Annotated in this window: 23 protein-coding genes; 2 read left to right on the plus strand and 21 right to left on the minus strand. The window is 48.2% G+C overall.

The features are described from left to right. The first annotated feature begins 13 nt into the window (after positions 1-13). Positions 14-916 carry a LysR family transcriptional regulator gene (locus IE074_RS00945; protein ID WP_189383563.1) on the plus strand — a complete coding sequence of 301 codons (903 nt, stop codon included), beginning with the start codon at positions 14-16 and terminating at the stop codon, positions 914-916. A gap of 234 nt (positions 917-1,150) precedes the next feature. Then, positions 1,151-1,891 carry a helix-turn-helix domain-containing protein gene (locus IE074_RS00950; protein ID WP_189383564.1) on the plus strand — a complete coding sequence of 247 codons (741 nt, stop codon included), beginning with the start codon at positions 1,151-1,153 and terminating at the stop codon, positions 1,889-1,891. Positions 1,892-2,209: 318 nt separating this feature from the next. Here the strand turns inward: IE074_RS00950 and IE074_RS00955 are convergent, their stop codons facing one another. From IE074_RS00955 to serC, 21 genes are all read right to left on the minus strand, one after another. Next, positions 2,210-2,461: a FixH family protein gene (locus IE074_RS00955; protein ID WP_189383565.1), complete on the minus strand. Its 252-nt coding sequence runs from the start codon at positions 2,459-2,461 to the stop codon at positions 2,210-2,212. Positions 2,462-2,480: 19 nt separating this feature from the next. Further along, positions 2,481-3,998, minus strand: a complete 1,518-nt coding sequence (gene ccoG, locus IE074_RS00960; protein WP_189383566.1) for a cytochrome c oxidase accessory protein CcoG — start codon at positions 3,996-3,998, stop codon at positions 2,481-2,483. 22 nt (positions 3,999-4,020) lie between these two features. After that, a complete protein-coding gene (gene ccoP, locus IE074_RS00965; RefSeq protein ID WP_189383567.1) occupies positions 4,021-4,935 on the minus strand; it encodes a cytochrome-c oxidase, cbb3-type subunit III in 915 nt (304 codons plus the stop codon). After that, positions 4,932-5,108 carry a cbb3-type cytochrome oxidase subunit 3 gene (locus IE074_RS00970; protein ID WP_189383568.1) on the minus strand — a complete coding sequence of 59 codons (177 nt, stop codon included), beginning with the start codon at positions 5,106-5,108 and terminating at the stop codon, positions 4,932-4,934. The genes ccoP and IE074_RS00970 overlap by 4 nt, the downstream gene beginning before the upstream one ends. Positions 5,109-5,113: 5 nt before the next feature. Beyond that, on the minus strand, positions 5,114-5,797 hold the full coding sequence (gene ccoO, locus IE074_RS00975) for a cytochrome-c oxidase, cbb3-type subunit II (RefSeq protein ID WP_189383569.1): 684 nt from the start codon (positions 5,795-5,797) through the stop codon (positions 5,114-5,116). A gap of 14 nt (positions 5,798-5,811) precedes the next feature. Next, positions 5,812-7,293, minus strand: a complete 1,482-nt coding sequence (gene ccoN, locus IE074_RS00980) for a cytochrome-c oxidase, cbb3-type subunit I (protein WP_189383570.1) — start codon at positions 7,291-7,293, stop codon at positions 5,812-5,814. 210 nt (positions 7,294-7,503) lie between these two features. Continuing rightward, on the minus strand, positions 7,504-7,656 hold the full coding sequence (gene ccoS, locus IE074_RS00985; RefSeq protein ID WP_189383571.1) for a cbb3-type cytochrome oxidase assembly protein CcoS: 153 nt from the start codon (positions 7,654-7,656) through the stop codon (positions 7,504-7,506). Positions 7,657-7,661: 5 nt separating this feature from the next. Continuing rightward, entirely contained in the window at positions 7,662-8,654 is a 993-nt protein-coding gene (locus IE074_RS00990) for a P-type ATPase actuator domain-containing protein (protein ID WP_189383572.1), read from the minus strand. A 183-nt stretch (positions 8,655-8,837) separates the two neighbouring features. Beyond that, a complete protein-coding gene (gene cysM, locus IE074_RS00995; RefSeq protein WP_189383573.1) occupies positions 8,838-9,746 on the minus strand; it encodes a cysteine synthase CysM in 909 nt (302 codons plus the stop codon). A 39-nt stretch (positions 9,747-9,785) separates the two neighbouring features. Further along, positions 9,786-10,208 (minus strand): ComEA family DNA-binding protein, encoded by a 423-nt coding sequence (locus tag IE074_RS01000; RefSeq protein ID WP_189383574.1) that lies wholly within the window; start codon positions 10,206-10,208, stop codon positions 9,786-9,788. 140 nt (positions 10,209-10,348) lie between these two features. Then, positions 10,349-11,341: an ADP-glyceromanno-heptose 6-epimerase gene (gene rfaD, locus IE074_RS01005; protein WP_189383575.1), complete on the minus strand. Its 993-nt coding sequence runs from the start codon at positions 11,339-11,341 to the stop codon at positions 10,349-10,351. Continuing rightward, complete coding sequence (rfaE1, locus tag IE074_RS01010; protein ID WP_189383737.1) at positions 11,338-12,267, minus strand: D-glycero-beta-D-manno-heptose-7-phosphate kinase; 930 nt, start codon at positions 12,265-12,267, stop codon at positions 11,338-11,340. The genes rfaD and rfaE1 overlap by 4 nt, the downstream gene beginning before the upstream one ends. Beyond that, positions 12,267-13,493: a lipopolysaccharide assembly protein LapB gene (gene lapB, locus IE074_RS01015; RefSeq protein WP_189383738.1), complete on the minus strand. Its 1,227-nt coding sequence runs from the start codon at positions 13,491-13,493 to the stop codon at positions 12,267-12,269. Before lapB ends, rfaE1 begins: the two co-directional genes overlap by 1 nt. Positions 13,494-13,507: 14 nt before the next feature. Further along, the gene (locus IE074_RS01020; protein WP_189383576.1) at positions 13,508-13,849 is read right to left on the minus strand and encodes a LapA family protein; all 342 of its coding nucleotides are present in this window, start codon (positions 13,847-13,849) and stop codon (positions 13,508-13,510) included. 148 nt (positions 13,850-13,997) lie between these two features. Further along, positions 13,998-14,360, minus strand: coding sequence for an integration host factor subunit beta (locus IE074_RS01025; protein WP_189383577.1), 363 nt, complete (start codon positions 14,358-14,360; stop codon positions 13,998-14,000). Between the two features lie 3 nt (positions 14,361-14,363). Further along, positions 14,364-16,076, minus strand: a complete 1,713-nt coding sequence (rpsA, locus tag IE074_RS01030; RefSeq protein ID WP_189383578.1) for a 30S ribosomal protein S1 — start codon at positions 16,074-16,076, stop codon at positions 14,364-14,366. A 184-nt stretch (positions 16,077-16,260) separates the two neighbouring features. After that, positions 16,261-16,932 (minus strand): (d)CMP kinase, encoded by a 672-nt coding sequence (gene cmk / locus IE074_RS01035; RefSeq protein WP_189383579.1) that lies wholly within the window; start codon positions 16,930-16,932, stop codon positions 16,261-16,263. Positions 16,933-16,938: 6 nt separating this feature from the next. Continuing rightward, positions 16,939-18,255 carry a 3-phosphoshikimate 1-carboxyvinyltransferase gene (aroA, locus tag IE074_RS01040; RefSeq protein ID WP_189383580.1) on the minus strand — a complete coding sequence of 439 codons (1,317 nt, stop codon included), beginning with the start codon at positions 18,253-18,255 and terminating at the stop codon, positions 16,939-16,941. Next, positions 18,255-19,157, minus strand: a complete 903-nt coding sequence (locus tag IE074_RS01045) for a prephenate dehydrogenase (RefSeq protein WP_189383581.1) — start codon at positions 19,155-19,157, stop codon at positions 18,255-18,257. The genes aroA and IE074_RS01045 overlap by 1 nt, the downstream gene beginning before the upstream one ends. 9 nt (positions 19,158-19,166) lie before the next feature. After that, entirely contained in the window at positions 19,167-20,255 is a 1,089-nt protein-coding gene (pheA, locus tag IE074_RS01050; RefSeq protein WP_189383582.1) for a prephenate dehydratase, read from the minus strand. Then, positions 20,248-21,381 carry a 3-phosphoserine/phosphohydroxythreonine transaminase gene (gene serC / locus IE074_RS01055; protein ID WP_189383583.1) on the minus strand — a complete coding sequence of 378 codons (1,134 nt, stop codon included), beginning with the start codon at positions 21,379-21,381 and terminating at the stop codon, positions 20,248-20,250. The genes pheA and serC overlap by 8 nt, the downstream gene beginning before the upstream one ends. Positions 21,382-21,392: the final 11 nt, after the last annotated feature.

Raw genomic sequence — 21,392 nt, forward strand, 5'->3', positions numbered from 1 at the left:
CAAGAGGGTTAAAATGAGCCGATTTACTCAACTTGAAAGTTTTGTCGCGGTGGCAACACTGGGAACCCTGTCTGCCGCTGCCCGCCAGGCCAATATTGCCCCCGCCATGATGGGCCGGCGCATTGATGCCCTTGAAGAAAGGCTGGGCGTTAAATTAATCATCCGTTCAACCCGAAAACTGTCGCTTACGCCAGAAGGACATATTTTTCTGGAAGAAGCACAAAGAATCCTGAAAGACCTGGCTGATACTGAAAGCCTGATTACTGAAGGCAAAGTCAAGATTAGCGGCCCTTTACGTATTACGGCCCCGGCTGGATTCGGACGCAAACACGTTGCTCCGCTTATCCCCATCTTCTGCGAACAATATCCAGACGTTAAGGTATCGCTAGACCTGACCGACCGAGTGGTTGATCTGGTGGAAGAACAATATGATTGTGCCATTCGCATTGGTGACCTGGAAAACTCACAACTCATTGCCATCAGGCTGGCCGAAAATCACCGGGTTGTCGTAGCCTCTCCGGCGTACCTGAAAACACACGGTATCCCCCAGCATCCCGATGAACTCCAGCATCATGAGTGCCTTTCATTTGGCGCCCAGGGCAACCAGCATAAGGGCTGGCTATTCAAGGAAAACGACCAGATTATTGCCATTAAACCAAGGGCAAGGTTATCTTGCTCTGACGGTTCGGTATTGCTTGAATGGACCTTAAGCGGTTTTGGGCTGTCCTGGCGCTCTATGTGGGAAGTACGCCGCGAGATAGAAAAAGGAACATTAGTCACTATATTAGATAATTACAATACGCCTGCCAATGGCATCTATGCCATGCTACCCGACAGAAAACATTTACCCCAAAGGACCCGAAGCTTCATCGAGTTACTTAAAAACACATACGCACAAAAAAAATACTGGAAATAATGCCACCCGAAAACGGCAACATTACGCTTATCATATTTTCAACATGCTTATACGCTCAAGCTTTAAGCAATTAAGGACAAATAAAAAATATCCTGGTTTTTATTGTAAAAATGAATAAACAGCTTAGGAAAAAAATTGATATATGCCAAACAATAACAATTTAAACACGTATAACGGCTACAATAAGCACTGCTATCTCAGTTGCTTGAGCATGGCAATAAGGAAAAGATAGGGATGCTCAAACACCTTTTACTAAATAAAGAATCAATTCATTGTTCAACCTGTATGCTGGGGCACCTGTGTGTTCCTGGTGGCTTGACACCCTCCGAAACACACAGGCTGACCGAACTGATCAAAGAACGCATACGCATTCCCAAAGGAACGCTGTTCTTCAAGGTTGGTGATCCTCTTACGGCCATTTACAGCATTCGCTCGGGTTCCATGAAAACCCAACTTGAAAACGAAAGTGGCCACGTGCAAATTACTGGTTTTTTTCTTGCCGGAGAATTACTGGGCCTTGACGGATTCAGCGAAGGCACTCATTTGTCCAACGCCATTGCCCTGGAAGACACCGAGGTTTGCGTTCTCAAACTTAGCGATCTTGATGCCTTAACCCAGGAAATCCCGGCCCTGCAACAGCAATTCTGGAAAATCCTCAGTAAGGAAATTTCGCGTTCACACAATCTGGTCCTGTCTTTGGGGGCCATGCGCTCAGAACAACGGGTTGCTTCTTTTTTATTGAATCTGTCAGCACGTTTCACCAATCTGGGTTACTCACCCAATGAGTTCATTTTGCGCATGAGCCGTGAGGAAATAGGCAACTACCTGGGTCTTACCCTTGAAACGGTAAGCCGCCTGCTTTCACGCTTTGCCAAAGAAGGCCTAATACGTATCCATCAACGCCAAGTGCAGCTGTTAAGCAAATCTGGCCTGCATGACCTGATCAAACACGAACAAAACATCAAGACAAAATAAAAAAGTACGAAATTTTTTCGTACTTTTTTACCTTGCCCGATATCAATAATAAAAATCAAAGCTCTTCGTCATTGCCAAACAGCCTGTTGTTTCCGCGTGTGTTCACCATAAACAAACTTAACATACTTGAAAATGCGGCCATAACCCAGAACAGAAAAAAACCCCCGGCATAGACCCATTCAATACTGACTGGGATATAACCAAATATGCTTATATCCGCAGGTTCTACCAACGCAAATACCACACCGCTTAACAGCCCGGCTGCCAAAAATGACGGCCATACAATCCACATTATGGTACGCATATCACCCCCGTTTGTTATTTGAGTTTTCTTTCTTCCGCTGCTGGATTTGCGTCAAACCTGGGGATATCCTTGCCATCCTTACTGACAAAAAGCCCCTGCTTGACACCATCCAGCTTGACTTGCTGATCTACATTCGTTGATAATGCCAGCACAATGGTAATGATGCAACCAATTATTGCCAGTGCCGGCCCTGCCATTAATATCCACGGCCAAGGTTCCTTGTACCAGGGATTAACATCAAGATCATCATCATTGTAAGTAGACATGTAAATTTCCAGCTTAAATTTAGTTAGGAACAAAGAAACTTGTTTTTTCTTCCGCCTTAAGGTCAAGGCCTTCACTTTCCAGCGTTTCCGCTTTCAGCTGAAGATCGTACAAACCGGGCTTAACCTCTTCAAGCGGAACCTGAACAACCAGTGGCACCCATTCATTGGCAAAAGGCGCAATCTTGACCACTGCGTTATCACTGTCACCGGCACGCACGCGGACCTTTTCAAGATCCTTGCCTTGAGCGGTAATTTCAAGATCCAGCGGCTCTTCGGTCATGTTGATAATTTGCACCCGGTAGACGTTTTCGATTAAACCACCTGGCACTTCACGGCCCAACGCCCCGCGATCCCGCATGATATCCATACGCAATGGGGTACGCATCGCCACTGACGCCAGGAAGGCAATAATAAAGAACGCCAACAATGTCAGGTATACATAAACACGTGGCTTGAAAAGACGTTTTCGGGCCTGTTTATTATCAAGACCTTCAAGCATGCCATTTTCGGACGTATAACGGATAAGTCCTTTGGGATAATTCATTTTATCCATAATCTGGTCACAGGCATCAATACAGGCGCCACAGCCAATACACATGTATTGCAAACCGTTACGGATATCAATGCCGGTTGGACAGACCTGTACACAAACGGTACAGTCAATACAGTCCCCAAGGCCCAGTTCGTGATGATCAACTTTACGTGAACGTCCGCCACGCGGCTCGCCACGAATTTTGTCATAGGTAACCACAAAGGTATCAGAGTCCACCATTACACTCTGGAAGCGCGCGTAAGGACACATGTACTTGCAGACCGCTTCGCGCAGGAAACCTGCATTACCCCAGGTTGCCACTGAATAGAAAATTATCCAGAACCATTGCCACGGACCCAGCTCAAAATTGATAAGATCGGAACCCAATTCACGAATGGGGGCAAAATAGCCAATAAACGTTGAACCTGTCCACCAGGCTACGGCGATCCATAAAATATGTTTGGTTGCCTTGATACGAAATTTACGAAACGACCAAGGTTCTTCGTCAAGGCGAATACGGGCTACCCGATCACCTTCCACCTTGCGCTCTATCCACATGAAAATTTCAGTATAGACCGTTTGAGGACAGGCATATCCACAGAACAGGCGTCCGGCCAGCGCCGTAAACAGGAACAGGCCGTAAGCGGAAATAATAAGTATGACGGCCATATAAAACACATCCTGCGGCCACAATACCATACCAAAAATGTAAAACTTGCGGGCGGCAAGGTCGAACAGAACAGCCTGACGGTCATTCCATTGCAACCATGGCAACCCGTAAAAAATAACCTGGGTAAAAAGAACGAGAATGATCCTCCAGCGAGCGAAGATGCCGGTTACCGATCGAGGGTAGATTTTCGCCCTGAATTCATCGATAACCCTACTGGTTTCTTCCTCGGTCAACCCTGCTGAACTTGATACCTGAGTTGGGCGCTGTATTTGCACGGGTTGCCAAGCTGGAACCTGTTCCGAATTTCTGTCTTCGGTACTTCGATCATTACTCATTCTTTCTTCCTTGGTTTACTGCTTATTGTGCTACGGCCTCTTTATTAGAGAGACTCCATACATACGATGTCAACATACGGATCTGATCGGGTGTGAGAAGATTTTTCTGCGCAGGCATAAGACCTTCACGTCCGTTCAGGATAGTATTGACAATGACATCTTTGGAACTGCTATTCAACCAGATATTATCAGCCAGGTTAGGCGCACCCAAGGCTTTATTGCCTTTACCATCAGCACCGTGACAGGCCACACAAAACTGGTTAAAGGTTGCTTTCCCTGCCGGCACCAGCGTAGCGTCATGTGACAGCCCTGAAAGTGAACGGACATAGTTGGCGACTTCCTCGGCTTTGGCCTGGGGAATCGCAGCACCCAAAGGAGCCATGATGCCATGACGACCTTCTGTGATGGTTTGCAGGATGGTCGCGGGCTCACCACCATACAACCAGTCGCCATCAGTCAGGTTGGGATAGTTGGGCTGGCCTTTTGCATCTGAACCATGACATTGTGCACAGTTGTTCAGGAACAACCGTTCACCAATCATGTGGGCCTCAGGGTTTTTAACCAACTCATCAATAGGCATTGCCGCAAACTTTTCATAAACGGGCGCAATGGTCTTCAGGTACTCGGCACGCTCTTCTTCAACTTGCTTGGCGGCTGTATAGCCAACCACACCCGGATTGGATCCCAGTGCCGGATACAAAAACATGATAAAAAGCGCCACAACACACAAGCCAATGTACATGATGACCCACCAACGGGGGATTGGTGTGTTCAACTCACCAACTCCATCCCATACGTGTCCCGTACTTTCCTCACCTTTAGGGGCGCCACCCAGCCAAGACCGTTGCGTGAACAACAACCAAAGACAAAATACAACACCACCCAGCGCAATGATGGAAATCCAGTAACTCCATCCAATGCTCAAGAAATCACTCATGATCCATACCCCTTATTACGATTTCCTTTATCTGATCCCTCATCTGGCAATGCGAATGGCAACCTTGCCGCTTCGTCATTGTCCTTGACACGGTGCTTTGACCATGCCCACCAGATGATTCCAAAAAACATCAACATTGATATGACGGTGAATACACCATTTAATATAGCCATATCAGTTACCCCCCGGTACTAACTGCCTGTGTTGCAGGTTGGGCAGTTTCTTTGGCGCGTAACGCGTTGATAAAACCAACACCCAGACTTTGCAGGTAAGCAATAACAGCATCTTCCTCTGTTTTGCCGGCAAGTTCTTTATTGGCATTGGCAATCTGCTCATCAGTATATGGAACACCCAGCTTGCGCAGTGCGTTCATACGAGGTCTCAGATCAACGTTGGAAATATCTTTATGTTGCAACCAGCTGTATGCCGGCATATTGGACTCTTTAACCAAGGCACGCGGATCACGCAGGTGAAGCCTGTGCCAGTCGTCGGAGTAACGCCCACCCACACGGGCAAGGTCAGGACCGGTACGCTTGGAACCCCACAGGAACGGGTGATCGTAAACGGACTCACCGGCCAGGGAGTAATGACCGTAACGCAACACCTCGGATTGCAACATGCGAACCTGCTGCGAGTGACAACCTACACAACCTTCCTTGATGTAGATGTCACGACCTGCCAATTGCAGGGGGGTGTAAGGAGTGACCCCCTCTGCAGGCTGAGTGGTTGAATGCTGGAAAAACAAAGGAACGATTTGCACCAATCCAGCAAATGAGATCACCAGGATACTGAGGATAATCAGTATCCCGACATTCTTCTCAATAGTTTCGTGTGAGAAAAAGCTTTTTGATTTATTAGCCATTAGAGTTCTCCTAATTACACTGTTGCAGGAGCACCAACTGCTGATGCTTGGTGAGAATCTTCAGAAGAACCAACCGGAACAGCAGGATTAACAGGTTTTTGTCCTTTGATGGTGATAATGACGTTGTACAACATAATGATCACACCAGCCAGGAAGCAAGCGCCACCCGTGAAACGAATGATATAAAGCAGATACTTGGATTTAAGCGCCTGCACAAATGCATAAGTCATGGTGCCATCAGGCTCAACAGCACGCCACATCAGACCTTCCATTACACCGGCAATCCACATTGAAGCGATATAAAGAACCACACCAATGGTGGCGATCCAGAAGTGGGCTTCCACCAGGGATTTGCTGGCCATGGAATCACGACCCCACAAACGTGGAATCATATAATACAGACTACCAAAAGTAATCATGGCAACCCAACCCAGGGCACCAGAGTGAACGTGTGCAACAGTCCATTCCGTATAGTGAGACAAGGCGTTCACGGACCGGATGGACATCATTGAACCTTCGAAGGTTGACATACCATAGAAAGAAAGTGCCACCACCATGAATTTCAGGACAGGGTCTGTTCTAAGTTTATGCCATGCACCTGACATGGTCATAATGCCGTTAATCATACCGCCCCATGATGGCGCAAGCAGAATCAGGGAGAATGCCATACCCAGACTTTGCGTCCAGTCGGGAAGCGATGTGTACAGCAAGTGGTGAGGACCGGCCCACATGTAGGTAAAAGCCAGCGACCAGAAGTGAACAATAGACAAACGGTAAGAGTAAACAGGACGATTGGCCTGTTTAGGGACAAAGTAATACATCATGCCCAGGAAACTGGTTGTCAGGAAAAAGCCAACCGCGTTATGGCCATACCACCACTGAACCATTGCATCTTGCACGCCTGCATAGGCAGAGTAAGACTTGAACCAGCCCCAGGGCATTTGAATATTGTTGAAAATATGCAGAACGGCAATGGTCAGGATATACGAACCAAAAAACCAGTTTGCCACATAAATATGTTTTGCCTTACGCTTGACAATCGTACCGAAGAAAACAATTGCATAAGCAACCCAGACCAATGTGATCAGGATATCAATAGGCCATTCGAGCTCGGCATATTCTTTACTTGATGTAAAGCCTGCTGGCAATGAAATGGCAGCACCCACAATGACCAGCTGCCAGCCCCAGAAGGTGAACGCAGCCAGTTTGTCTGAAAACAAACGGGCTTGACAGGTACGCTGCACGACATAGTATGACGTTGCAAACAAACCACTACCACCAAAGGCGAAAATTACCGCATTGGTATGTAAGGGACGAAGACGCCCATAACTTAACCATTCAACCAGATTCAGATTGGGCCAGATAAGTTGTGCGGCAATAAAAACACCGACAAACATCCCCACAATCCCCCAGATCACCGTCATAATGGCGAACTGCCGAACTACCTTGTAATTGAAGGTTTCGGCTTCACTAACAGTTGCGTTTTGAGTACGCATAGACCATCCTCTCTAAAAATTACCACTCTATTTTTATGTGATACCGATAAGAATCATGAAACATTTCTACAAATTCGGTTTGACTTGAATCAACAAGACAAGAACCCAGAACAAATTATGCCCATGTCGACCCGCATTCTACATGAACTCTTGTCAAAACACGCTTTCGTGTTGCAATACAACAAAGCAAGCTATTTAGCAGGAGCGTTTTTAAGTATGATTTGAGTCATTATCTTCAAGAATGGATTTCCCGTTCTCTTCTGTATCATCAAACTGACCGGAAAACACCGCCCAATACAGTGCAATACCGATACCGATCACAAATAAAAATGAAACTGGAAGCAATAAAAACAAAGATTCCATTTCATTTATCCCTGGACGGCTTTCCCTGCCGTCCAATCAGGGCTACCGATGAAGCCCTGATTATGGAATTTTTTATATAAGCGCCATGAGTTCCAGGCGACTGCCAAGGAAGATACCAACATGGTAATAGCCGCAACCCATGGTGCCACCAGCCCGAACATGGCCAAGGGCGCCATGAGAATATGCCACGCCAAAGAACCATAAAGATTTTGATTGGCGGTTTTTCGGGTAAGGTTTAATACGAATTCTTGTTGTTCCGGGGTAAAACTGTGATTATTGAAAAAGATTGCACGAGCGGCAGAGGAGGCCGTTGGAACCGCCATAGAGAGCGCACAGGGACAGCTCATGACGAAAAGCGCAACCAGTACGGGCAAGGCATGTGCCCTGTCGATAAACAGGTACCAGACAATCCCACTGACGATAGCCAGCAATATTTGGACGATGACAAATACAAAAGCGATTTTATCGGCCTTTGCAGTCATGATGGTCCGCTCCTGATCTAGCTTGGCCGGCACACCCCCTTCAGAATAACGGGCCGACTGTTCAGCACAAAATTCCAGATAACGGGCGGTTAGCAAAAACGCAACAAACATGGAAACGGATTCAAAATAAACCTCGCCCTGCTGACTGACGGTAGCAATGACACTGGGAATAAAAGCTGTAAGAATACCTAGTGCAACAGGCCAATCCATGTTAACGCGCATTGAATGTGCGGAGGATTTTTTAAAAACACCCTGCCAGATTGGCCATGCACAATAAAGAAGGACCGGCACGGTTAGCGCAAAACTGAGCCAGTTCATGATGATAATGGCCGCATCAAGCATGGCCAGGCTTTCTGTACCGATGTAATCACCACGAAAGTAACCGGGAAATGCAAACATCATGACCTGCATCATGACCAGCCAGGCAATACCCAAGCTTGCAAGCATGTGCCGGCGTTTTTGCCGCTCATGAACTGGCAGGTCTTTAGGAATTGAAAAAATGGATACGGCTTTCATAGCCTAGGATAGTACTGATTTATTGTCCAGCCTGTCTTGATAATTATCAAGACAGCTGCAAATTCATGGCAAAAAATTAAAATAACGCAACAAAAACATAGATTTATATGTAAAAATAGCTGGTTTTGTTTTCAATAACCAGCTACTTGCATTGCAATTCAAGCAATTCAATATTATGTTAGTTTAGTTGAACACGCCTTGCGACAAATAGCGATCACCCCGATCGCAGACGATATAGACAATTGTAGCATTCTGGGTACGTTGCGCAACACGTAAAGCGGCAACCAGAGCACCCGCTGATGATATCCCGCCAAAAATTCCCTCTTCAGCCGCCACACGTCGCGCCATGTTCTCGGCCTCTTCCTGACCAATTAACTCGAAGGTGTCCACCCCTTTGGGGTTATATATTTTGGGTTGATATTCTTCCGACCATTTCCGGATACCCGGTATGGATGCCCCCGGAGCAGGTTGAGCCCCCACAATTTCAATGGAAGGGTTTTTTGACTTCAGGTAGGAACCCGTACCCATAATAGTACCCGTTGTTCCCATTGCGCTTACAAAATGCGTGATTTTACCGTTGGTTTGTTGCCAGATTTCAGGACCTGTGCCTTCTATATGCGCCAATGGGTTGTCCGGGTTGGCAAACTGATCAAGCACCAGCCCCTTGCCCTCAGACTGCATGCTTAAAGCCAGATCGCGGGCATACTCCATACCCCCCTGCTCTGCTTTAGTGAGGATAAGCTCTGCACCATATGCTTTCATGGAAGCACGACGTTCAAGGGAAAGATTATCGGGCATGATAAGTATCATTTTATAACCACGGATGGCAGCAGCCATCGCCAATGCAATGCCAGTATTGCCGCTAGTGGCTTCAATGAGCGTATCACCAGGTTTGATTTGCCCCCTGGCTTCGGCATGCTTGATCATGGACAAGGCTGGACGATCCTTGACTGAACCGGCTGGGTTATTTCCTTCAAGCTTGGCCAGAATGACGTTCCCCTTAGGATCGCCAAAAGCCCCGGGAAGTCGTTGCAAACGCACCAGCGGCGTGTTGCCGATGGTCTCTTCAATAGTAGGATAAGTATTAGTCATAGTAATGAAATCATATACCATTTTCATTTAACCCCACCATTATTTTTCTCTGGTACCAGCATTTTCCTTATAAGGCTTAATTAATTTTGGCTCTGCCGCAGAAAGGGAGCGCTTTGCCCCTTTTTTATTCGTGGATCTTCCCTGATGCGCCACATCAACCGCCTGCTTGCCGGGCAAATCCTGCCCATCTATTTCCAGGCCCGCTTCAAAAAGCTTGTCGGCCCTTTTTCTGCCTATGCCTTTAACCCTGAGCGACAAATCCTGCCGGGACAGGAACGGACCACCCCTTTGTCGCTCCCTGATTATATTTTCTGCCGTTGTCTGCCCAATCCCCTTGATAGATACCAGCTGTTCACGACTGGCTGAGTTAATATCTACCGCATTTGCGGCACCTGACAGGAAAAACGACCAAAAAAGGAACCATTTCAACCAGCAGGATTTACCTGTTTTTATTTGTTTCATGAACGCCTCATCACTTGAACATAACAGGCATCATCCAACAATCCGGAATTGGCGGGCAACGTGATGAACAAAAAAAGCCATCCGTATTTATACAGATGGCTTGGAATCATGACGCCCGAAAATCAAATTTGAAAAAATGGTTATTTTTCTTTCTGACGCCAGGCTTTCACATAACGGCCAACACCGGTTTCAACATCAAGCATGTCTGCGGCATACCCTGCCTGACGCAAGGCGGTCAAGTCAGCCTGGGTAAAGCTTTGATATCTGCCTTTCAAGTCATCCGGGAATGGGGTGTAGCGAATCAGGCCTGCCTGAACCAGTTCTTCCAGTGACAAAGGGGCTTCTCCCTGCTCTTCCCTTAGTGTATTGACGACTGCCTTGGCAACATCATTGAAGGGCTGGGCACGACCCGAGCCGCAGTTGAAGATTCCGGATTTTTCGGGATGTTCAAGAAAATACAGGTTTACGGCCACCACATCTTCCACAGAAATGAAGTCGCGACTTTGTTGCCCGTCACCATAACCATCCCAGCCCCCAAACAGGCGAACATGCCCCTCTTTGAGGAACTGGTTCATATTGTGGAAAGCCACCGATGCCATTCTTCCCTTATGCTGCTCGTGAGGTCCATAGACATTAAAGTACCTTAAACCAACCACCTGGGCGGTAAGATTGCTCATGCGGCTTCGCAAGACCTGATCAAACAGGAATTTGGAATATCCGTACACATTAAGCGGCGCTTCGTTTTCGATATTTTCAGCATACACCGGCCCTGCCCCATAAACCGCGGCAGATGAAGCATAAATAAAGGGAATTGAACGGGCCTGGGCAAAATTGAACAACTCAAGCGTAACGCGATAATTGTTATCCATCATGAAATGACCATCACGTTCGGTGGTATCCGAACAGGCACCTTGGTGAATAATAGCCTTGATATGTCCCAGGTTGCCCGTACTGACCAGCCTGCGAAAATCATCTTTATGAAGGTAATCGGCAATCTGGCAATCGCGTAAATTGATGAATTTATCACCATCGGTAAGATCATCCACCGCAATGACACGACTGATCCCCTTTCGATTCAGGCCCCGCACAATATTACTGCCAATAAATCCGGCTGCCCCGGTTACAACTATCATAACAATTCCTCCGCACTGACGATTGATGTGCCTAATTTACCCACCACAATACTGCCCGCCTTGTTAGCCCAATATATTGCCTGCGGCCAATCCAACCCTGCCGCCCTTGTCACAGCCAGCGTTGCCAGGACAGTATCTCCCGCACCGGAAACATCAAACACCTCTTGTGCCCGGGCATCTTCATGAAAACGGCCCTGCTCGTTAAATAAGGTCATCCCTTGCTCTGAACGGGTTATCAACAAGGCTTCAAGAGCGTATTTCTTTCGCAGCGACTGTGCCAGCTGGCATAATTTTTCCTCGGAGTCCCAATGGCCAACCGCCTGCTGCATTTCAGAACGATTAGGCGTCACCAGACTGGCATGCCGATAGCGGGCGTAATCATCACCTTTAGGGTCAACCAACACAGGAACATTGCATTCAACCGCATGGGCAATCATGGCTTCAACATGGGTTAAAGCACCCTTGGCGTAGTCGGAAAGCACCAATACATCATGCTGCGCAATCAATGCCTTGGCTTTTTCATCAAGCATATGCAAGGCTGAGGACTGTGGCGGATACTCAAAGTCTATCCTGAGCAATTGCTGCTGTCGTCCCAGCACACGCATTTTCAAGGTAGTATGCAAGCTTTGATCCTGAATGAGTAAAGGGTCAATGCCCGCCTCGTCGGCAAGATACTGAATTTGCTCTCCTGCCTCATCGGGACCCACTATACCCAGCAATGAAGCCTTTGCGCCCATGGCAACAATATTCCTGGCCACGTTTGCCGCGCCGCCCAGCCGATCTTCACGACGCGCCACCCGCACAACAGGCACCGGCGCTTCTGGTGAGATCCGGTCTACCTCTCCAAACCAGTAACGGTCAAGCATGAGATCACCAATTACCAGGATTTTTTTCTGTTTAATAATTTCCAGTGGAAATGAATCCATCACATTTCTTCCAGTTTTTTCGGCTGATAGGTTTCCCACATATTGCATCCGGGACATTGCCAGTAAAACACTCTGGCCTCAAAGCCACAAGAACTGCAACTGTAACGATCCAGCCTTTGCGTATGCTTATGAATCATTTTATGTAAAAGCGACAATTCGACATCTGGCAAAACCCTGTCGGAGGCATTAGGCTTTTCCCCATCGGCAGCTGCTTTCAACTCGACCTCCAGGAGTTTATCCAGACCCAACAGGGAAGGATGCAAGCGCAATGATTCAGAGGCGAAATGCCAGGCTGGCGCCGCTCCCTGCTGCGCTCGCAGCTCGCTAAATACAATTTTAAATAAGTCCAGGGAAGGATGGTTCAGGTAATGCTGTTTTAATAAATCCAGTCCGGCTTCCGCCTGCTGGCCCGTCTTGTAATTTGCCAGCAAATCAGCAGCAACCAAGCCGGCATATTCGGGCGCATTGGCCATTATGCCTTCCAGGTATTTTCTTTCAGCCAGGCTATCGCCCTGTATTTTCATTAATTTTGACCTGAGTATGGCGATTCTTACGGCTGCCGCATTGGACCTGAGCTCTCCTTGCTGTTTCAGCAATGCCTGTTCAGCCTTTTTCAACTCTTCGTTAATATAGTTAACGTCAGGCTGTTTGGACTGCATGGATTGTTGCACCAGTTCGCAATGGTAGTGAATAAGCTGCGGAATGGGTTCATCCAGGATTGTGTGAAGATGCCTGACAGCCTCAATGGCCTTAGGCCAATCGTGCTCGGCCTCGTAGATGCGGATAAGCGCACGGTTGGCAGGCACGGCATAACTGCTATCCAGCACAGCCTTGTAAGCCTCTTCAGCACGGTCAAACATGCCCGCCTTAAAGAAATCCTGGGCAAGTTCATGCTGCGCATGGTCTCTATCATTTTTAGGTAAATCCGCCCGTGACAGCAAGCTTTGATGAACCCTGATGGCCCGTTCTATTTCTCCACGGCGACGAAACAGGCTTCCAAGGGCAAAATGAAGCTCAATGGTTTCAGTATCAAGTTTTGCCACCTCAACAAATGCATCAATGGCTTTGTCATGATCTTCATTCAACAGGAAATTAAGCCCCTTGAAGTAAGAATCGGGCAACTGTCGTGTTTCTGACATCATTTGTCGCACATCCACACGCGCGGCTATCCATCCCAAACCAAACAAAATAGGTATAAGTATCAGCCACCAGGCCTCATAATCCACCAAACCAAACTCCTCTAGACCTTCGTAATTGCGGTTGAATCTGACGTTTTATCTGACAGGCTTGCGGCTGCGGAATACTTGCTGTCTTTGGCGGAATTGACATCTTTTTTAAGACGTGCAATTTCACTTTTAAGCTGGCTAACCTGCCGGTTTTTTTTAATACGCACCAGAATGGCCAGCAAATAAGCAAATAAAGCACCCAGAAAAAAGGTAACCAGCAAGACAACAATTAAGGGGATATTATTAACAGCCACATCAGAGAAAAACCTGACCGAGACAGGTTCTGTATTTTTCAGGGCGAACAACAAAACCAGTAAAAATATGATCAGGCGTAATGCCCAAATAACGTAATGCATAATCCTCTCCTCGAATCCTGAAAACAACACATTGTAATGCGAAATTGCCTTTTAAAATACTGCATATTCGCTTTCCATCATTTATGAATAAAAAAAACTCCGAAGTTTTTGCTTCGGAGTTTTCTTTATTGAACCATGTCAAGCCTGCTTAAAAATTGGCTACCTTGACATTGTCCGATTCAAGATCTTCATGAGCCAAAGATTCTGATTTAAGCTCATTGGCAGCTTTGAATACAGAATCTACACGCTCGCGCAATTCCTTGCCAGCCTTGAAGTGCGGCACCCGTTTACCCGGCACCATCACCTGCTCGCCCGACTTGGGATTACGACCTACTCGTGGAGCACGTAGCGACAGGGAAAAGCTGCCAAAACCACGAATCTCAATGCGCTGACCATTTGCCAAGGCATTGGTCAGTGCATCCAGCATGGTTTTAACGGCATACTCCGCATCGCGAGCAGCAAGCTGTGGATAGCTTGCTGCCAGTGCTTCAATCAACTCTGATTTAGTCACTGTTTATTCGTCTTTAGCTTGATCAAGTTTAGCCTTCAGCAAGGCACCCAGGTTTGTTGTGCCTGAAGAAGCACTTGAATCTGTCATGCGTTGCAGCGCATCGGCTGTTTCAGCATTGTCACGTGCCTTGATGGACAACTGGATTGAACGAGCTTTGCGGTCCACGTTCAGGATCATGGCTTCAATATTGTCGCCCTCTTTCAGAACCGCTGTCGCATCTTCTACACGACCGGCAGAGATTTCTGATGCACGCAGATAGCCCTCAACATCCAGAGACAGTGTAACCACTGCACCTTTAGGCTCAACAGACTTGACAACACCAGGAACAACCGCACCTTTATCGTTAGAAGATACGTAGTTGTTGAATGGGTCGCCTTCCAGCTGCTTGATACCCAAAGAGATACGCTCTTTGTCGGTATCGATAGCCAGAACAACCGCATCGATCTCGTCGCCTTTCTTGAAGTTGCGAACGGCTTCTTCACCTGAATCTGTCCAGGACAGGTCAGACAGGTGAACCAGGCCATCAATACCGCCAGGCAAACCAATAAACACACCAAAGTCTGTAATTGACTTGATGGCACCATGAACTTTGTCACCACGTTTGAAGTTAATGGCAAAATCTTCCCATGGATTGGCACGGCACTGTTTCATGCCCAGTGAAATACGACGACGATCTTCGTCGATCTCAAGAACCATGACCTCAACTTCTTCACCCAGGCTGACAACCTTACGTGGGTCAACGTTTTTGTTTGTCCAGTCCATTTCAGAAACGTGAACCAGACCTTCAATACCGGTTTCAACTTCAACGAAAGCACCGTAGTCAGTCAGGTTGGTAACTTTACCGAACAGGCGTGTACCTTGTGGGTAACGACGTGCCAGACCCACCCAAGGATCTTCGCCCAACTGTTTGACACCCAGTGATACACGGCTTTTTTCCTGATCAAACTTCAGGACCTTGGCTTCGACTTCCTGGCCAACAGTCAACACTTCGGATGGGTGACGTACACGACGCCATGCCATATCGGTGATATGCAGCAGACCGTCAATACCACCCAGATCAACGAATGCGCCGTAGTCGGTAATGTTTTTAACAATGCCGGTAACCACTGCGCCTTCCTGCAAGGTTTCAAGCAGTTTTTGACGCTCTTCGCCCATGTTCACTTCAAGGACTGAACGACGTGACAGAACAACGTTATTACGCTTGCGATCAAGCTTGATAACCTTGAACTCCATGGTTTTGCCTTCATAAGGCGTTGTATCTTTTACCGGACGCAGGTCAACCAGTGAACCGGGCAAGAAAGCACGAATACCGTTAGTCATGACAGTCAGACCGCCTTTGACTTTACCGGTAATGGTACCGGTAACCATTTCACCGGACTCAAGTGCTTGTTCCAGGGACAGCCATGCTGACAGACGTTTTGCGCGGTCACGGGACAGGATGGTGTCGCCGTAGCCGTTTTCGAGTGAATCAATGGCGACAGAAACGAAATCACCCTCGTTGACTTCGAGTTCGCCCTGATCATTCAGGAATTCTTCCAGGGGGATTAATGACTCGGATTTTAATCCGGCATTAACAACCACAAAGTTGTGGTCGATGCGTACTACTTCTGCTGAAATCACTTCACCTGATTTCATATCCTGGTTTTTAACACTTGCAGCAAACAGGTCTGCAAAGCTTTCGCCACCAATAGCGTCTTGTAAAGTTACGGATGTCATTAAACTATATCCAACGGCCCTTCGGGCCTGTAAAAAAATACACACCAGGAAATACAACTTTCCCGGTGGAGTGAATGATATCTTTCATGCGGGTAAAAGTTTGTACCCCTTACATGAAAGCCCACAACACGGAAAAACCGCACAGGTTTTTCCGCTATTACCTACCACGCTGCCCATAAACGCTTTAGGCGTTTACTGCAGACCAGTAAGCCAATACTTTTGCAACGGATTCCTCTATGGATAAGGTTGAGGAATCTATAATAATTGCGTCTTTGGCCGGAACCAACGGTGCATGGCTACGATGCATATCCCGTTCGTCTCGCGCTTTCAGATCGTCCAGCAAGGACACTAGGTTAGCAGAAATTCCTTTCTCGATCAACTGCTTATAACGTCTTTGTGCCCTTTCGTTGACATCTGCAATCAGAAAAATCTTTAATTTTGCGTCAGGGAAAATGACGGTACCCATATCGCGGCCATCAGCAACCAGGCCAGGCGCTTTCCTGAACGCCAGCTGACGCTCAAACAGGGCTTGCCGCAACAAAGGATAAGCGGCGATTCGGGAAGCCAGCGCTCCCACTTCTTCTGTACGCAAAACATCACTGACATCGTCGTTATCGAGCAACACCTGCTGCCCCACAAAACAAACATTAAGGTTGCGAGCCACCTTTGCAATCTCGGCCTCATTGTCGGACTGGATGTTTTTTTTCAATACCGCCAGGGCACTTAATCGATACAGCATGCCAGAATCAAGCTGGTGCCAGCCCAAGGTTTTGGCCACAATTGCGGCCAGTGTTCCCTTGCCTGAAGCACTGGGACCATCAATCGCAATCACCGGTGGCAAACTTGTGTTATTCATGCCTGATTACCTCACAAGTGTCTTGTAAACATCAAAATAGGCCGGAAAAGTCTTGGCAACACAATCAGGATCAAGAATACGCAAGCCCACTGGACCAAACACAGCCAGGGAAAAACACATGGCCATGCGATGGTCATCATAGGTTTCGATTTCTGCCGTTTTCCATTCGGATGACAAGGGCGGCACAATCCTTAACCAATCGGGCCCCGATGTTACCGTTGCCCCCACTTTTGCCAGCTCTTTATGCATGGCTTCAATCCGGTCGGTTTCCTTGACCCGCCAGCTACCAATATTGCGCAGCATGCACGGCCCATCGGCATACAAGGCCAGCGCGGCAGCGGTCATGGCAGCATCGGGCACCAAATTGAAGTCCTCATCAAAGGCCTTCAGTTTTTCGCCTCGCGTTAAATCGGGCCCGGTTACTTCCAGCCAGGTATCGCCAAACTCAATTTTTCCGCCCATGGCCTGGATGGTTTCAGCAAACCGGATGTCCCCCTGAATGCTGTTTTCACCTACGCCATTGATTCGGACAGGCCCCCTGCCAACCAGCCCCAAAGCCATGAAATAAGAAGCGGAAGAAGCATCACCTTCGATTTCCAACTGGCCGGGGCTTTTGTAAACCGCATTGCGAGCAATAATAAAACGTGACCAACCCTGTTGCCGCACAACCACACCAAATCGGGCCATCATGTTCAGGGTAATCTGGATATAAGGCTTTGAAATGAGCTCTCCCTCAACCTCCAGCACAACATCCTGGGCGGTTTTTTGGGCAATCAGGGGAGCAACCAGCAGCAAGGCTGTCAGAAACTGGCTGGAAACCGCCCCCTGAACCTTGACCGGCCCATCAATATTCAGGTTTCCAGGTGTAATTTTAAGTGGCGGATAGCCCTCATTCTGTTCACAGCTAATAAGAGCTCCCATGGATCGCAATGCATCGACAAGATCGCCAATCGGACGTTCATGCATACGGGCTACGCCATGCAAACGATAATTTCCACCCAGCACGGCCAAGGCAGCCGTTAACGGACGAAAAGCCGTCCCTGCATTGCCTAAAAATATTTCTGCCTGTTTATTGGGAAAATCACCCTGCCCCCCAATCGTAACCGTTTCCTGATCGTGTCTCCCTACCGAGACACCCAGCGTTTCAAGCGCTTTCAACATAACCCTTGTATCATCGGAATCCAGCAGCCCCGTGATACGTGTTGGACCAATTGCCAGCGCAGCCAGCAAAAGCACCCGATTGGATATGCTTTTTGAACCAGGCAGGTTAACTACGCCGCTGGCCGTTGACACTGCATTCAAATCAATAAATGGTGTACGCATTACTTGTTTTCTCCCCATTTTTTCCTGGCCACGGAGGCCTGCTCCAGCCATGCGTGCAAGCCTTGCGCATCACTGTTTTCTATCATCTGCCGGGTTTCTTCAAGTGCCGGCATAAATGCATCAATCTCTTTCAGCATGGCTTGCCTGTTACTGATAAAGATATCCCGCCACATTTCCGGTGAACCACCCGCAATTCTTGTGAAGTCACGAAAACCCGTACCTGCCAGGGCCAAAGCCATGCCCGATGAATCGGAGCGACTCACCATGTACATGTAAAGCGCAGACAGGTAATGTGGAAAATGACTGACAGTTGCAAAGATCCGATCGTGCTCAATGGCACTGATTTCACGCACTAGCGCACCACAAGCCTGCCAGCATTGCCTTACCTGCTTAAGATCATTCGTTGAGTTCTCGGGCAATGGGGTCAAAATAACATTACGATTCCAGTACAGCAAAGGATCCGCTGCAGCCGGACCCGACTCGTCAGAGCCCGCAATAGGATGCCCGGGAATGAATTGATTGACCCGTACGCCCAACGATTGACGGGCGTCCTGGATAACCTGAACCTTGGTACTGCAGGCATCAGTCATTATTGCGGTTGACTTGAGCAGCGGCCCAAGGGTTTCACAAACCCTGCCCAGCACTGAGGCTGGCGTGGAAATCAATATGAAATCCGACTCCCTGCCTGCTTCTTCAAGTGTCGCAATACGATCAATCAAACCAAGTTGCAGCGCCCTTTCCAGGCTGGCCTGGTCTCGACCCACCCCCAGCACGCACCCCACATGACCGCCATTTTTAAGCGCCTTGGCAAAAGACCCGCCAATAAGGCCCACCCCAACCACGCTGACAACAGGTATAAAGAACGAATTAGCCGATACGGCCAACGTGTCATTCACGGACATACATGACCTTTATTGCAGAGGATAAGATCCGAGAATTTTGAAGAAAGCGGATTTCTTTTCAAGCTCAGCCAATGCCTTGGCAACATTTTTATCGTTGCGATGGCCCAGAATATCGACATAAAAATAATATTCCCACTGACCGGTACGGGCCGGACGTGACTCGAAACGAGTCATTGAGACATTATTCTGGACAAAAGGACTAAGCAGATCGTAAACGGCACCAATCCGGTTTGGCACGGCAAAGATAAGACTTGTCTGGTCTTTGCCACTTTGAAGGGAGTCCAGATGGCCAATTGCCAGGAAACGGGTTTTATTATTGGGATCATCCTGAATGCCTGCCGCCACAATCGGCAAATTCCAGACAAGCGCCGCCGCTTCACCGGCAATGGCCGCAACGGAACCCTCTTCAGCCGCATGTCTGGCTGCCTCTGAATTACTTGCCGCCGGTACCCTTTCAAGATTAGGGTAATGTTGCTGCAACCAATTATGACATTGCGCCAAAGCCTGCGGATGCCCCATGATAACCTTTACGTTATCCATGCTTCCGCCCTGCGTCATTAAACAATGCCGGATAGCGATAATGCGCTCTCCATGCACTTTCAGGGTCGTCGACAACAGCAAATCCTGAGTCCGGTTAACCGCCCCTTCCGTAGAGTTTTCAACCGGCACCATACCCACGTCAGCCTGCCCCGCCTCGACGGCACGAAACACCTCATCAAAGGAAGGACAAGGCAGTTTCTGTATCGCATGCCCATAATATTCAAAGGCAGCCTGCTCGGAAAACGAACCTTCAGGCCCAAGATAGGCCACTGTCAGACCACGCTCAAGTCCGCGGCAAGCTGAAATGATTTCAGCCCACACGGCATGCACGGACTCACGGGGAAAAACTCCCCGTTCATTAAGATCCTGCAATCGACGGATAATTTGCGCTTCACGTTCGGGCTTGAGCACCGGACCATCAGCCTGAAACTCATGCTTTACTTTACCCACATCCACAGCAGCCTGAGCCCGTTGATTCAACAAGCCCAGTATTTCATGATCAATGGCATCTATTCGCTCACGCAGCGGCTTGAGCTTTTCCTGCAACAGTTTATCCATGTTGGCGTTCAAATTCTTTAAGGTAATCGATAAGGGCCAGCACCCCTTCCATGGGCATGGCATTATAAATGGAAGCCCGCATGCCACCGACAGACTTATGACCTTTCAGGTTCAAGAGTTGCTGTTTTTGTGCGCCTTCAAGAAAAGCCGCATTCAGGCTGTCATCGCGCAAGGTAAATGGCACATTCATGCGAGAACGGTATTCGGGCTGAATCGCATTACAATAAAAATCACTGCTGTCAAGCTGGCGATACAAAGCCTTCGCCTTGCTGATGTTTTCAGCTTCGATAGCGGCCAAACCACCTTTTGCCAGCAACCATTTAAAAACCAGTCCGGCAATATAAATGGCATAAGTAGGCGGTGTATTGAATCGTGAACGCTCACGGGCCACGTTGACGTAATCAAAGGCACTTGGGCAATAAGGCAAGGCATGGCCAAGCAAATCGCGATGCAGAATAACCACCGTTACACCCGCAGGCCCGGCATTTTTTTGCGCGCCGGCATAAACCATGCCGGTTTGTCTTATGTCTAATGGACGGGACAGAAAATGGGAGGAAGCATCGACCACCAATGGAACCGACCCGGCTCCCAAGGAGCTCATATCGGGCAAAGCACCAATCTCGACCCCACCGATGGTTTCATTGCTGCAAAAATGCAAATATGAAGAGTCGGGGTTGACCTTCCACTCTTCGAAAGCCGGCACCCATGTCCAGGGAGCATACGTATGACCATTGATTTGCCTGTCCTGATGACTTTGGGCGGCAATTCGCACCGTACCATAACGGGTGGCCTCTTTGTAGGATTTGGTAGACCAAATCCCGGTTAATACATAATCGGCAGAATGCGATGCATTTCTGGCGATCAGGTTCATGGGGAGAATGGCATTTTCAGCCGTTGCCCCACCCTGCATAAACATGACGGCGTATTCTTCTGGGATATCCATCAAGGCACGAAGATCGGCTTCGGCCTCGTCACAAATTTGCGTAAACTCAGGTCCGCGGTGGCTCATTTCCATGACTGATTGGCCACTGCCATGCCAATCGAGCATTTCCTCGGCGGCCTGTTGCAAAACCTCACCGGGAAGCTTGGAAGGTCCTGCTGAAAAATTCCAATATTGCTTATCCATAACCGCTTTCA

This window comes from Advenella faeciporci, assembly GCF_014652395.1.
GTDB lineage: Bacteria > Pseudomonadota > Gammaproteobacteria > Burkholderiales > Burkholderiaceae_B > Advenella > Advenella faeciporci.

Coding starts and splice junctions, on each gene's coding strand:
- rfaE1 (WP_189383737.1), bottom strand. CDS start 12,267: ATGGATTCATTTCCACTGGAAATTATTAAACAGAAAAAAATCCTGGTA.
- IE074_RS01020 (WP_189383576.1), bottom strand. CDS start 13,849: ATGCATTACGTTATTTGGGCATTACGCCTGATCATATTTTTACTGGTT.
- cysM (WP_189383573.1), bottom strand. CDS start 9,746: ATGACTAATACTTATCCTACTATTGAAGAGACCATCGGCAACACGCCG.
- serC (WP_189383583.1), bottom strand. CDS start 21,381: ATGGATAAGCAATATTGGAATTTTTCAGCAGGACCTTCCAAGCTTCCC.
- rfaD (WP_189383575.1), bottom strand. CDS start 11,341: ATGATAGTTGTAACCGGGGCAGCCGGATTTATTGGCAGTAATATTGTG.
- IE074_RS00950 (WP_189383564.1), top strand. CDS start 1,151: ATGCTCAAACACCTTTTACTAAATAAAGAATCAATTCATTGTTCAACC.
- pheA (WP_189383582.1), bottom strand. CDS start 20,255: ATGGATAAACTGTTGCAGGAAAAGCTCAAGCCGCTGCGTGAGCGAATA.
- aroA (WP_189383580.1), bottom strand. CDS start 18,255: ATGCGTACACCATTTATTGATTTGAATGCAGTGTCAACGGCCAGCGGC.
- IE074_RS00970 (WP_189383568.1), bottom strand. CDS start 5,108: ATGGCTATATTAAATGGTGTATTCACCGTCATATCAATGTTGATGTTT.
- ccoO (WP_189383569.1), bottom strand. CDS start 5,797: ATGGCTAATAAATCAAAAAGCTTTTTCTCACACGAAACTATTGAGAAG.
- cmk (WP_189383579.1), bottom strand. CDS start 16,932: ATGAATAACACAAGTTTGCCACCGGTGATTGCGATTGATGGTCCCAGT.
- ccoG (WP_189383566.1), bottom strand. CDS start 3,998: ATGAGTAATGATCGAAGTACCGAAGACAGAAATTCGGAACAGGTTCCA.
- IE074_RS00990 (WP_189383572.1), bottom strand. CDS start 8,654: ATGAAAGCCGTATCCATTTTTTCAATTCCTAAAGACCTGCCAGTTCAT.
- IE074_RS00945 (WP_189383563.1), top strand. CDS start 14: ATGAGCCGATTTACTCAACTTGAAAGTTTTGTCGCGGTGGCAACACTG.
- IE074_RS01000 (WP_189383574.1), bottom strand. CDS start 10,208: ATGAAACAAATAAAAACAGGTAAATCCTGCTGGTTGAAATGGTTCCTT.
- rpsA (WP_189383578.1), bottom strand. CDS start 16,076: ATGACATCCGTAACTTTACAAGACGCTATTGGTGGCGAAAGCTTTGCA.
- IE074_RS01045 (WP_189383581.1), bottom strand. CDS start 19,157: ATGTCCGTGAATGACACGTTGGCCGTATCGGCTAATTCGTTCTTTATA.
- IE074_RS00955 (WP_189383565.1), bottom strand. CDS start 2,461: ATGTCTACTTACAATGATGATGATCTTGATGTTAATCCCTGGTACAAG.
- ccoN (WP_189383570.1), bottom strand. CDS start 7,293: ATGCGTACTCAAAACGCAACTGTTAGTGAAGCCGAAACCTTCAATTAC.
- ccoS (WP_189383571.1), bottom strand. CDS start 7,656: ATGGAATCTTTGTTTTTATTGCTTCCAGTTTCATTTTTATTTGTGATC.
- ccoP (WP_189383567.1), bottom strand. CDS start 4,935: ATGAGTGATTTCTTGAGCATTGGATGGAGTTACTGGATTTCCATCATT.